The sequence below is a fragment of the Williamsia sp. z34 genome, assembly GCF_059553395.1.
This window is the reverse complement of sequence record NZ_JCANWW010000001.1, coordinates 838,090-851,036: the sequence shown is the minus strand read 5'-3', so window position 1 is coordinate 851,036 and position 12,947 is coordinate 838,090. Positions and strand designations below refer to the sequence as shown.

Sequence of the window (12,947 nt, the reverse complement as noted above, 5' to 3'; positions counted from 1 at the left end):
AGGATCCGACGAGAATAGGCATCGATCACGAAGGCCACATACATCAAACTCGACCTGGCATCTAGACCGGCCCTTGATTCGCTTGCTGGCGATCAGGTCGACAATTCGGGCCCAAAGTGTCGACAAGACGGTGGCTGAACACGCATAGCGTCAGCTCCCAACGACGGCCGAAGGTACTAGTTACGTTCAGGGACTGCTTCTCTCGAAAGATCGTTGGGCGGTCCTTCTCTACGATCGCCGATACCTCGTTGGTGAACAACGCGGTGAACGTAGCCGTTCAGGAGCGATCGCTCTGTGGTGCAACTGTTTTGCACTCTGATCACGGAACGCAATTCACCTCATGGAGCTGGGGTGAGAATCCACGCGGTCAGGATTGACACCGTCGTTCGGGTCGGTAGGCGACTGTTTCGACAATGCGGTGATCGAGGCGTTCTGGGGGCGGATGCAGGCCGAATTGCTCAACACCAGGCGATGGGCAACAACGTTCGAACTGGTGGTGGCGATGGCCAATTGGATCGACACCTTCTACAACACCGCCCGTGTTCACAGCTACATCGGTAACATCAGCCCCGACCAGTACGAAGCCCTCTGGGCCTCGTCCCACACCCTCCAACTCCAGTAACCCACGGCCGAAAAGTGGGGAACACATCAATGAATCACCCCAGGTTTTGTGCCGCCTCCAATGTGGGGGCTTGCTCGATGATGAGTCCAGCGTAGTAACTGGACTCGTACTCGTTGGGTGGAACCAGGCCGATACTCGAATGCAGCCTGCTGCAGTTGTACCAGTCGACCCACGCCGCCGTGGCGTACTCGACGTCGGCGATTGTCCTGTAGGGCCCTTGATGGAAGATCGTCGTGCGAATGCATTCGGTTTTGTACAGCCCGTTCGCAGATTCGATCAGCGCGTTGTCGTAGGCATCTCCCACCGACCCAATGGATGCAGAAATATGTTCCAGCGACAATTTCTGCGTCAGACGAGTCGACGTGTACTGCGATCCGGCATCCGAATGCTGAATCAGCTCATCATCTTTGACCGGATGGCCGTCATGCTGGCGTTGCCACAGCGCCATCCGCAGCGGGATGGTCACCAAACTGACGTCCTTGCTCGTTGCGGCATGCCAGGCCACGATTTTGCGGGAGAACACGTCGATGATGAACACGACATACACCCAGCCGGCCCACGTTCTGACGTAAGTGAAGTCGGTGACCCAGACCTGGTTGGGTTCCTCGGCACGGAACTTGCGGTTCAGCAAGTCTCCAGCCCGGATACCATCGGCCGATGGAATGGTCGTTCGGATGCCTTTTTGATCGACGAATTCCATTGAGGTGCAGCACTTTCATGGGACGGTCCACCGCCCCGTACGACACCCGTGGCATGCTGGCGCGGCCGAGATGGGCACGCATCTTCACGCGCCCGTAGAGCCCCTCCGGGGTGAGCCGGCGCCGGCCCTGATGATCGGTACGCCAGGCGACATCGCGGACCGCGTCGACGGCCTGGGCATCGGTCACGGTGCGCGCAGCGGGCCGTCGCGCACGCCAGGCCCGGTAGGTGCGTGCAGCGACCTGACAACCCTGCTCGCGCAGGATCCGGCAGATCGACTCGACTGCAACACCTTTAGCGCGCATCGCGTCAATGAATGCGATGATCATCGATTGCGGGGGTCGAGTTCCCCCGCGAAGAAAGTCGTTGCAGCCTTCAAGACCGCGACATCCTCACGCAGTTGCCGATTCTCGGCCTTGAGCTTTTTGATCTCGGCCGATTCCTCCGACGTCACCCCCGGTCGGGTCCCGGTATCGATCTGAGCCTATACCGCCCACCGGCGGACCGTCTCCTTACCGACACCGACCTGCTTGGCAACGGCCGCGGCCGCGGCGGTCAACGACGCGTACTCACCACCATGGGTCTGCAGCAACCGCATCGCCCGCTCGCGGACCTCCGGATCAATCTTCTTTGGCCTAACACTCATCCTTCCTAACTCAGAAGGAAACGGCATCAAACCTGGGGTGATTCAGGGCCTCGACCCAACCCATCCAGCTCCAGTAACCCACGGCCAAAACGTGCTGAACACATCGCGTGGACTCATCTACAGGGACACGCCAATTGCTCATGTCGGACAGTGCCAAAGGAATGCTGTCGGAGGACTGTTGCAGCGTGCGGAAACGAACTTCACCTGGCCACCAGCGGGGACTGAATGGTCACTGACACGGGTGTGGATAACAACGACTGGGTACCGTGGCACCGCCACTCACGCAAGGCTTCTTCCGTAGCTGGTGATGTGCCAGTCTCGGACGTGGCGATCTTTTGTCGTCCGAACAGGTGAAGGCCCCGCTGGATGCTAATGTCCGATTCTCAGTCGACAGATCTTAGGAGAACAGCGTGGTCGGGACGAATGGATTTCGGTTTGCGCTGGTAGGGTTGTTTGCGGCACTGCTGCCAGCACTGGCGGCATGCGCGGGTGACGATGAGCCACGCCGTCCAACGATCGAGTCGGCGAGTTCGGTGTCGACAGTAACAACAACAACCAAACGGGCGCATTCTGGTCACAGTCCCGAGGACACAGCATTCCTTGTCGAGTCGGATCGCTATGGACAGACCTACGACAATGATGCCGAGATGATAGAGGCAGGCCGTAAGGTATGCGCTTCCTTCGAGGCCAATCCTAACGATCCGATTGCCGCCTACAAGCAGGCGCTGGACGTGGTCACAGCAAGCTCGATTAGTAAGGATGCTGATCCGTACTATCCGAGGCATATATTCACTGAATATGTGCTCGAGTCTGCAGTGCAAATCTTATGCCCACGTTTCGAGCCGATCTTTTCCCCGGCAATGGAGCAGGTCAAGTACGGGCGAGTTATTACTACCCCGACCACCAAAACTCCTACAGGGCCACCAACACTTTACGATGGCAAGAAGCTTGTGGGATACGATCCAGGTCAAGCGCAGCCCGGTACCTACACGATCGCTGGCCGGGTGGCAGACTGCTACTGGGAGCGCTCAGATGCACAGGGTGAGATCTTGGACAACAACTTCGTGTCTATTGCACCGTCGCTTACGGTGACGATCTACGAGTCTGATTCAGGCTTTACATCCGAAGGCTGCGGGACGTGGACGATGGTTCAATAGCTACTGAAGCTTGTAACAACGGTCGTGTAGTGAGGTTCCCCAATCGTCGCCGCCAGCGACAACATGCCACCATCGGGCAACACTCCCCGGCGTCCTTCGGTCACGACCAAAACATCCGGGGCAGCGGCGGCCAACAACTGACGGCCCATTGACCCCCGCTGGGACTGCCCCCGCTTTGCTTGACATCTGACCTGTGAGATTTCTTCTGGCGGTGAAAGGATGTTCGTCATGCCAAATCCGTATCCGAAGGAGTTCCGCGCCGAAGTGATCGCTGTCGCCCGCAAGGGTGAAGCACCGATCCGTCAGGTTGCCACTGATTTCGGGATCTCGGAAACCTGTCTGCAGCGCTGGCTCAGGATCGCCGACCGCGACGACGGAATCGACCGCAGCGCTCCGCCAGCTGCCTCCACTGTATGTGACGAGTCGGCAGAGCTGCGGGAAGCCCGCAAACGGATCAAACTGCTTGAGCAGGAAGCGGAGGCAATGCGCCGGGCTATGGGCTACCTATCCCAAACATCAACCAAAATGATGCACCCGCTGGTCCTCGACCTTGCTGGCGACGGAATTCCCGCCACAGTGACCTGCCGTGCTTGGATTCTCCACCCAACGTTCTAGAGATGGCGTAAATGCCGAGTGTCCCATCGTGACTGGGACAATGCGCATCTGATTAATGCCGCCCGCGACATCCATGCCGACGATCCCGCGTTCGGTTACCGGTTTATCGCCGACCAGCTTCCCGAACGTGGCATCGCTGCCGGCGAGAACCGCGTGGCGCGCCTGTGTAGTCAGGAACAGATTTGGTCGATTACCTGAACTCGCTGATCTGACTGCATTGACCCAATCTGCACTATCGGCGTTTGTTCCTGTCGAGCGACATTGCCCGGTACGCAGAGGGTACGCAGCAGCACCGGAACCGCCCACACTCATCCAACGGAACAAACACGAATACCGCTGCCTTACTGCATCATTCGCAAACCATCAACAGCGCCAACGATCTGCAAACATCCACGACCGCAGGTTCAAAACCCGTCCAGTGTCAGTTCGAGTCTGACCGGGGGCACAAAACCGCAGGTCACAAGCGGTGCATAGGACTGCTAACAGACCCGGTATGCAGTGGGTATGCAGGAGATCTGACGAACGCCCGTTCTGAGTGAGGGCACAAAGCCGCAGGCCACAGCAGCGCTTAGACTGGCTAAAGTAAAGGCTGTGCAGCCGGTACGCAGTGGGTACGCAGGAGATTCAGCAGTCAACCCTGCCTCGGCGGCCAGATCTGCGATCCAGCGAGCGGCCATACCTCGGGACGAATACACCTCCTGGGCCGGACACAGCCGGGAAAGCGCCTCCCCCGTAACCGATCTGGTGAGCGGGCGAACCTTGATCGCCGTGACCCGACTGCCGACGCCACTCAGCACGAATCGGGCCCCCTTCCGCGCCCATCACGCCACTGAACGGATTTCTCACGGGCAAAGTTGCCCGTGTGCCGAAAGCCGAGGTCCGTCACATGACGAACACTGGTCACCCGACCCGCCTCCAAATCAGCCCTCGACAGGTCCGAGAGACCAAGAAGGTAATCACGCACAGCCGACGCCAGCCGCCCGATCCCCTAGCGTAAGCGGAGCACCGATCACCATTCGGCGAACCGCGACAGAATGCGACTGAGGCAACAAGCACATACGAAACCGGAGGCGAACGGATTCAAGGCGGCGCTGACGGGATGTGAGTTCTCTAATTCCGAGGCGACGTGATATCTCTTGTCGGCACGCGAACCATATTGCATATCAACAGGTTTCGCGGGCTGGCGACGTAATCGCACTGCGCACTCAATTTGCTGTCGAGATCCCTGTGGCGTGCCCCCAGGTCAGCCGGGGGATCTGCATAGGCGCTCGTCCCACATCCCTACGTGGCTCTGTTTCGCTTCGTTTTCGTCGCTGACGTAGTTGAGTTCCTGTTTGTGGTAGTCGCCGCGATGAATCGTTTCGGCGTAGCCTGCGCGCAACTGTTCCGCCCCGGCCTGCGAGCCCGTGGCCAGGAGCCGCACGTGTGCAAACCGCCTGCCTTTGTCGTCCGTCCGCGATTGACTTGGGTCGAAGAAGAGGCGAACTCCGCCGCCTGCCTCCTTGTCCCGAAGATGCGCAGTCGACAGCCTCCCGAGACACTGCTCGACCGCATCGACCGCATCGACGCGGGGCGCCTTTATACCGATGATCGCAACCTCAACGTCGTCACCGTCGACAGTCACACGCAACGTATCCCCTGAAAGCACTTTCGAGACAGTCAGCGCGTCTGGGTCTATGCGAGCCCACTCACCCGACGCCGACGGGGACGCCGCCGGTGATGCCGGCTGCCGCGGCGGCTCACCTTGACTCGACGAGGCGCACCCGCTTACCAGAAAGCCAACTGTTAGAAGCACCAAAACGCGCTTTGTGCCCATGTTCTTCCCTACAAATCCAGGAACCCCAACCACAGTGTGCAATAGCTAAAACCACCCACACCTGAATGCTTAGTCAATCTTAGCAGCGTTAACCCGAGAATCCCTATCGTCGAGAATGGGTGTCCCCATTATTGGGGACATTAAGCAATAGTCATGCGCCGCACTGTAACCCATGGCGACGGCGCTTTTTTAGATCGCCGTCCTCGATCCGAAAACACTCATCCGCGGCTACAAGCTGGCCTCACTCCCCCGATAGCCGAAAGTTATGTCAGGTCTGCCACAGCGCTCACGTCTCAGCCGCGTCCAGTGAGCCGATGTGGGCCACGACCTCGTCTGTGGATGGATCGACCCAGACTGCTGCAGTGTTGCGGAGCCGGGGGGCCAACATCCGCCAACCATCCGACGGCCACTGAACGAACTCGTAGCCGCTCAGATCATCCTGGACCGTTTCAGCCACCCACACTGTTGCTTGGGCCCGCGATGTGGCGAGGGTGAACCCCTGCCCGATCATGCAGCCGCCAATGTCGGCGCCGGTAGCTGCATGGATGCCGATGAGAACCCAGTACTCACTGTTGAGCCGCATCTCCCAGGTCAGACGGTCAAGCCCAATCCTCCTGCCGTAACGCCGCTGGTGCAGGTCCCGTCCCACTGCCGCAAAAGCTTCAACCCAGTAATCGGGCACATCGTTCGGAGCGTCGTCGCCCAGCAAAGCGAATCGCCAAGTCAGCACGTCGGAGTCTGCCTCCCATAGATTCACCTGAACACCTCGGACCTTCAAATAAGCTGTCCGGCAGATTAATACCGGTTTCCAATTCGGTCGACCCGTAAGGACGCTGTTCGCCCTCCCACCGCCCTGATCAAGCTAGCGCAGTACGCATTGTGCATCCTAGATTCTTCTTGACTCACGGGTACTCGCGGAAACTCCCCATCGCACATCTGTACACCCAGCGATCGATGCCGTTCTGGGTTTGTTGGGCAATCTGAATTGCTCCCCGAACGGCATACGGCAGTGGGAATGCGGGGCTGCCCCCAATCGGCGACCCGGCACAAGATCTCCTCCCACACCGCTTGCTCGGTATATTCGCCCCGTGGCCGAGGCAACCAAAGAAGCCCGCCACCAGGTCCGTATGGAATGCGAGGTCACCCCCCGGCATCTGACCATCGTCGAGCGCCGCGCACCGTGGCGTGAGGATTTCGGGCCTGAATGGACCAGCCTGCCCATCGCCCGGCTGCGCTACACCCGTACCACCGCAACCTGGAGCCTGTACTGGCGGGACCGCAACCTGCGTTTCCACGCCTATGAACCACTCGCGCCCTCGGCGCACCTCGAGCCCCTGCTCGGCGAACTCGATCAGGACCCGACCCACATCTTCTGGGGCTAACGCCCGTCCTCGGTGTGGTTGATCGTCACAAAACCCGACGACCGACCGCCTTCATCCGGTCGGTGCGGTTCCGTCCGATAAGGGGCCCTTATGTCAGATAGGCACGCACCTCGAGCGCTCGCGTAACGACTCTCAGAGGTTATGAGTATGGCCAGTAGCGGAACTGGGCTTGTTCTCCAGGCTTCTTGGCCACGCTGCGGCCATGCGGTCCTATAACTTCGTCCCACAGCGGGCCGCCAAGGACGGGCGTCACAACGAAACCAGAGCGCTTAGCTGGCTTACCCTTGTAGGTCACCGCATTGACTGTCTTCGCGCTGGCGGGAGCGATTTCGAAAAGCGCACGTGTGACCCCGTGATACAGAGCGACGATGTGCCCGATCCCCTGCTGGTCAACCGTCGCGGGGTTGATTTTCCACCAGCAGCACACTGATTCGCCCAGCAGCTCGATATCGTTGGTGAGCTGGTTGCGGTCAGTCCATTCGGGTTTGAATCCATGGCCGGCGCGGGTCCCACCACCAGGAAGTTCCTCGACGCCGTCCTGCCACGGGCCGAGCGTGATCAGAAGCAACGGCACCTTCGTCTGCAGCGGGGTTGCGCTCATATCTCGAATGATGTCGTTAAGGCGGGTGATGCCGCGTTCGGCACCCGCGCCACGAACTTTGTTGGTCAATGCAGTGCCACCATGCAGTGGGATGCGCGGCACGGTGCTCTCTAGTGGGACTATCGGAAAGGTACGCAGTAGATCGATGATGGTTGCCTCCACAGCGCTGTATTCCCTGGAGGTCATCCCGGACCGGAGTATCCAGACATCCATTTCGTCGCCGAGATCTCGTATCTCGTTGATGCGAGCTATCTTTGCGCTCGCGATGTCATCGGGGTCGTCGCTCTCTGCCCAGCGAGCGGCGTCAAATCCGTGCTGTAGCACGCGACTGCTCGTACCCTTACCGATGTAGAACGGAATCCCATCCCGGGGATCTACCAAGGCATAAACGTAACGCTGAAGATATTCAGCTACCTCGACTTGAACTCGTGAAGGCGAATGCGACTGAGAAGGCGGCACGTCAGGGTCAGTCTGGGCAATGGATGCTTGGGTCGAAATCGAGCCTGTCGGCGAGGGTGGACCTGTGTTCACTTGCGGCGCCGGGGTCCCGACGGGCGGTATGTAGATGAAGTTCCAGTCACCTTCATTAGTCTCCCACCTGGATTCATAGACATGCTGGTCCTCTGGCTGTTCGTCGCGATTGGTCCGCCTGTCATCCATGGCGGCCATTGTCGCAGAAATCGCGATTACTGGAACCACGTTGCCCAACTATCGGTGAGCTGCAACCGGCGCACCGCTGGCAAGGTGGGGTGGCCTCTGATAATTCGCCCTTCTGCCGTGTCCAGGCGTTGCACCCCGCAAGCCTGCACCTGCCTGGGCGCCGCCCTCACGCCCGATACGGCCTCGTTGAAATGCAACCCGGTACGCAGAGGGTACGCAGCAGCACCGAAACCGCCCACACTCATCCAACAGAACAAACACGAAACACGCTCCCCCACTGAATCATTCGTAAACGGCCCACAGCGCCAACGATCTGCAAACATCCACGACCGCAGGTTCAAAACCCGTCCAGTGTCAGTTCGAGTCTGACCGGGGGCACAAAACCGCAGGTCACAAGCGGTGCATAGGACTGCTAACAGACCCGGTATGCAGTGAATATGCAGGAATCTGACGAACGCCCGTTCTGAGTGAGCCTTAACCACGGACACAAAGCCGCAGGTCACAGCAGTGATTAGGATGGCTAAAGTAAAGGCTGCGCAGCCGGTACGCAGTGGGTACGCAGGAGATTCAGCAGCCAGCCCTGCCTCGGCGGCCAGATTTGCGATTCAGCGAGCGGCCATACATCGGGGCGAATACACCTCCTCGGCCGGACGCAGCTGGGAAATGGCCGCCGCCGTAACCGATCTGGTGAGCGACACACCTTGAGCGCCGTGACCCGACTACCTACGCCACTCAGCACGAATCGAGCCCCCTCCGCGCCCATCACGCCACTGAACGGATTTCTCACGGGCAAAGTGCCCGTGTGCCGAAAAGCCGAGGTCGGCGACATGACAGACACTGGTCACCCGACCCGCCTCCAAATCAGCCCTCGACAGGTCCGTGAGACCGAGAAAGCAACCAAGTACACCCGCGACCAGCCGCTCGTACTCTGGCGCACGCCGAGCGACAATCACGATTCGTCGAGCCACCACGGACAGCTGAGGCAACGAGCACATCTGCAACCGACGTCGAACGTCTTCGAGGCAGCCCCAACGGGACGGGAACTCTAGTTCCCGGGCGAGACGTAAGGTATCCACCCTGCCAGCCACGGCGTTGAGGTGGGTGCTGGGCTCAACCTGGCGCTGCGATCGTGGCCGCGACGCCGGCAGTAACCGACGAGAGCACGCGCGCAGATGAGGTGAACAAGCTTCCAGCAACGTTACGGGCCATAGTGACCACCGTCCTTCCTGTGTTACGAATTCCGTCGAGGACGGAACCGTGCGAACAGATTTCGAACAGCGTCGCGAGCACGATCAGCAGGAGAAGCGCCAAGCCTGACGACGTCAGGTTCAACCCAGCAGTGCCAGAATACCGGGCGAAACGTCGTTTCGGGAGCGCCCTCCCCGTTCACGCGGCAATGTTGCTGAATGGGTGATGGTTCGCGCTATGCGGACTTGAGCCGTAAGATTTAGCGGGCTCAGGGACTGGAAGACGTTAGACCCTCCGGAGCGTAGCTAGGACGCCGCCACCAACATCCAAGTCCGGCGACTACATCCTCACCGTGACCAGGTTCGCCCAGTACGCAACGCGTCGTCAACGAGGAATGGGTTGTGAACGGCACGATGGATCGACGGACCAAGCCTGCACAGTCGTAGTGCGGTAGTCGATGCCGCTCGAGTGATCGTCGTGTCGTTGAGGAGTTGCTCGAGACTGTCGAGACTTGCCGCGTGCAGGTTTATCGTGCCGGGCCCGAACTCGCGATGGGTGGCGATATTTAGGCTCACGCCAGGGTGCTGACGCACCAGCCGGATCATGCCGCCGTCGTTTGCGAGCCCAGCCTCTATTTCATTGACGGCGATGAAACCTACTGCCTTCTGCGACCAGTCTTCACGCAGAATCGTCAGTGCCTCCGTCTTCGAGATCGACAGACATGCGATCACAGACCACTTGTACGGTCCCTCCTTGCCCCGTTTAGCCGCCGGCAGGCAACTGATCGCCCAGCTGTCGAGCTCTGTACGCGCGGGAAACGGCACGCATCTGCGGAGGTACGCCTCGATGATTCGATTGACTTGCTCAGAGTCGGGGTCGTTTCGATACTGCCGAATCTTGTCCACTGCGCCACCAAAATCGTGGACACTCAGAGGCTTGAAAGGTGTTACGTCATTCTGGTTCGCTGTGTCCGGGTGAACGAACCAGTCCGCAATTTGCTCAGGTTTATCCAGTAGATCCAGGAACCCGGTCCACGGGTGCAGAGGGTTGGCCATCTCTCGAAAATTGCTTGCGGACAACTTGTTCTTTTGTGCGTCGTGAATCATTTGGCGCTCCACCCCAAGCAGTCGACGCTTTCGTTGCTTACTCCGGGGCGGTAGCGTGGCGGCACTCTCATCGCACCGGAGATAGAACGCTTCGATGCGGCCTGGGTAGGCCTTTTGGTGTTGGGCAAAGCGTGTGTTGAAGTTGGACGTTTCCCCGACGTAGCAACCACCGTCTTGGAAACCAAGAACATAGTGGCCGACAGGGCTGCGCGACGCGAGAAAGGCTTTGACGGCGATGCGGTCGCTGAAGGGACCATCCATCTCTTCCTTAGTTGTCCATTCAGACAGTGCCGCTTTACGTTTCGCGATCTCTTCGGCATCAGGCTCAGACAGTGGAGCATACGAGTCCCTCGGGAGCTCCGTTTCGGCTACCGCTGCTCCCGTGCTGTGCCACCCGGGTTCGTCGTTCACTTCCGGGGGCATGAGCCAATCCGGCGCGATCGTCAGCGCCAAAAGGAAGGCGTCGCCTTCGTCGACGAGCACTCGCGATTGGTCGATTCCCGATGATTCGGATTCAGATTCGTCGAGTGCCCAGTCATCGCCGGCCACTTGCCGTCTCCAGACGTAGACGAGTTGCGAACCAGGCAAGACGCGGAGTGCCTCCCACGCCCTCGTCGTAATGCCAGCAGTCTTCGCGAACCGCGGTTTTGCTCGCACCGTCGCGCATTGCGTCTCGATTCGGGCCGTGACTTCCCAGCCAAGACTCAGCAGGTCGTACGCCAGATCGACCGGCTCCGGTCCGCTCGTGTCGACGTTGTCGCCTCGCGCCGGCGGTGCGGTCGCGGTGGGGATCCAACCTTGATCCTCGTCCCAGGTGGCGATGGGTTCGGTTTCGGGCGCAACGCTGAGTTTGATCGTGTCGTTGACCGTGTGGATCCACGCACGGGCGCCAGTGGAGTCTGTCGAGTGCTCGAAGATCGACGGCATAGTTATGTCATCGGCGAGCAAGACGTATTGCTGTTCGCCAGAGGTGAAGTCGATTGAATCTAGCTCTGTAGGTTCGATCTCTTCGACTTCTACCGGGCAACCAATGTCGCTGGCCATACAACTCGCTCCATTCAAGTCAAGGGCTCTATCAAGTACACGTCGGCGATCAAGTACACGTCGGCGCCAAATCTCGACAGCGTCGAGTCGAAACACGCAGGCTGCAATTTACAGCCACATTTCACACACGACGTAGACGAGTCGAACTTCTCAAGGTAAGTAGTCGCTAAGGGTCTCTGATCGGATCAGCAGGCGTGGGCTAGTAGACGACGAAGCCAATGAACAGGAAACCCATGGCGAGCACCTCGAGCATGCCGAGGAAAAAGGCTGCGAACGCCAAACCTTCGCCGGTCTCGTGGTCCCGACGCGGCACTTCGACCAGTGCGATCACGCTGAAGATGATGGCGGGAAGAGCGAGTCCAATCAGCGCGCTGAACAGCGCAATGATTGCGCATGTGTTTGTTCGACGGCCGGACTCGAGGTCATCCTCGATGTACTCATTTTCGAAGTCCTCATCCTCGTAATCATCGGTGGGCAAGGGCATCTGGTGCTCACCTCGCACGGTTCTTCACGATTCCTGCGGCGAGCACGATAGAAGCGATGCAGCCAGAGTGGGGATCACCCCTATGTAGTCGCGAATTGTCGAGATCGGCGGGCTGCCCGGCGGTTGAGGCGCCGCGTGGTGTGTCTGACACAGAAAGTGACCTTTCGAGAAACTGGGCGACCGAGTTAGGTGCCTGCTACCAGCACATTTCACCGAACGGATTCGGAGCGTCACATACTTATAGCAGTCAGAGCCGACGCCCTCATCCTCACCCTGAATTGTTGCAGCACACTGGAATAACGGATTTACTAGTTAATCCGAACGGATGCTTGCGGTTGCAGGATTCACCGCATAGCAAGGGTGCTCCAGTCCCCGAACGTGAACAGAAGCTTGTCGAGTATGTGGGTAACCATTTCAGCCAAACATGGGACGTTGGGACTCAACGTGAGTTGGATCAGCACCGGCGCAGGTGACGCAGCCGTAGTGAAGGTCTCGCTGCTACCTCGGGAGATTGTCTTCATGTGACGTGTGTGGCTTCAGCACATGTTTGACGTTTCGTACCCGAGACATCTCTACCGCCGGTGGGGCCTGTGGGCATTGAAGTTCCAGACCGGTTTGCTATTGGTACGGGCGTGCAGGGGAAAGCTCTTTGAGACCATCAAGAACACGGAGATGGTGATCGTCAACGACGATCGTCACAATCGTTCCCGCATGCGTTGGGCTGACCCGGATACGCTGACCCGCAACCGTGATCCGGCCACTCTTGGGCACTTTGTGCTGCACACTCTGAGGCCCCGCCGGTGGAGGCAAAGGCATTGGCGTCGCTGCTGCTCGAACACCAGTCAACTTGCGAATCTCGTTGATGCTCAGCGGGTTAGGCAAGGTCTTGAGTAAACGTCGACCATCAGAGGCGTGGATGAGTTCACC

Annotated in this window: 9 protein-coding genes and 2 pseudogenes; 5 read left to right on the top strand and 6 right to left on the bottom strand. The window is 59.1% G+C overall.

Features of this window, described 5'->3' with window-relative positions:
• The first annotated feature begins 116 nt into the window (after nucleotides 1-116).
• Complete coding sequence (locus tag AC51GT_RS04035) at nucleotides 117-377, top strand: DDE-type integrase/transposase/recombinase (RefSeq protein ID WP_496327948.1); 261 nt, start codon at nucleotides 117-119, stop codon at nucleotides 375-377.
• The gene (locus tag AC51GT_RS04030) at nucleotides 374-622 is read left to right on the top strand and encodes an integrase core domain-containing protein (RefSeq protein WP_496327947.1); all 249 of its coding nucleotides are present in this window, start codon (nucleotides 374-376) and stop codon (nucleotides 620-622) included. The genes AC51GT_RS04035 and AC51GT_RS04030 overlap by 4 nt, the downstream gene beginning before the upstream one ends.
• Before the next feature lie 34 nt (nucleotides 623-656).
• Here AC51GT_RS04030 and AC51GT_RS04025 read toward each other — a convergent pair.
• A pseudogene (locus AC51GT_RS04025) lies at nucleotides 657-1,967 on the bottom strand (IS3 family transposase).
• A 410-nt stretch (nucleotides 1,968-2,377) separates the two neighbouring features.
• On the opposite strand from AC51GT_RS04025, the gene AC51GT_RS04020 reads away from it, so the two are divergent.
• Nucleotides 2,378-3,124, top strand: coding sequence for a DUF732 domain-containing protein (locus AC51GT_RS04020; RefSeq protein WP_496327946.1), 747 nt, complete (start codon nucleotides 2,378-2,380; stop codon nucleotides 3,122-3,124).
• A gap of 228 nt (nucleotides 3,125-3,352) precedes the next feature.
• Nucleotides 3,353-3,931 (top strand): annotated as a pseudogene (locus AC51GT_RS04015) (IS3 family transposase); the annotation flags it as partial.
• A 1,051-nt stretch (nucleotides 3,932-4,982) separates the two neighbouring features.
• On the opposite strand, the gene AC51GT_RS04010 reads toward AC51GT_RS04015, so the two are convergent.
• Both AC51GT_RS04010 and AC51GT_RS04005 read right to left on the bottom strand, forming a co-directional pair.
• Entirely contained in the window at nucleotides 4,983-5,363 is a 381-nt protein-coding gene (locus tag AC51GT_RS04010) for a thermonuclease family protein (RefSeq protein WP_496327945.1), read from the bottom strand.
• 478 nt (nucleotides 5,364-5,841) lie between these two features.
• Nucleotides 5,842-6,312, bottom strand: coding sequence for a hypothetical protein (locus tag AC51GT_RS04005; protein WP_496327944.1), 471 nt, complete (start codon nucleotides 6,310-6,312; stop codon nucleotides 5,842-5,844).
• A gap of 211 nt (nucleotides 6,313-6,523) precedes the next feature.
• Here AC51GT_RS04005 and AC51GT_RS04000 point away from each other — a divergent pair, with 211 nt between their 5' ends.
• Nucleotides 6,524-6,937: a DUF3024 domain-containing protein gene (locus AC51GT_RS04000; RefSeq protein ID WP_496327943.1), complete on the top strand. Its 414-nt coding sequence runs from the start codon at nucleotides 6,524-6,526 to the stop codon at nucleotides 6,935-6,937.
• Nucleotides 6,938-7,076: 139 nt separating this feature from the next.
• Here AC51GT_RS04000 and AC51GT_RS03995 read toward each other — a convergent pair whose 3' ends face one another.
• From AC51GT_RS03995 to AC51GT_RS03985, 3 genes are all read right to left on the bottom strand, one after another.
• Nucleotides 7,077-8,198: an LEM-3-like GIY-YIG domain-containing protein gene (locus AC51GT_RS03995; protein ID WP_496327942.1), complete on the bottom strand. Its 1,122-nt coding sequence runs from the start codon at nucleotides 8,196-8,198 to the stop codon at nucleotides 7,077-7,079.
• Nucleotides 8,199-9,733: 1,535 nt separating this feature from the next.
• Nucleotides 9,734-11,536 (bottom strand): GIY-YIG nuclease family protein, encoded by a 1,803-nt coding sequence (locus AC51GT_RS03990; protein WP_496327941.1) that lies wholly within the window; start codon nucleotides 11,534-11,536, stop codon nucleotides 9,734-9,736.
• Between the two features lie 199 nt (nucleotides 11,537-11,735).
• Complete coding sequence (locus AC51GT_RS03985) at nucleotides 11,736-12,020, bottom strand: DUF4190 domain-containing protein (RefSeq protein WP_496327940.1); 285 nt, start codon at nucleotides 12,018-12,020, stop codon at nucleotides 11,736-11,738.
• Nucleotides 12,021-12,947 lie beyond the last annotated feature (927 nt).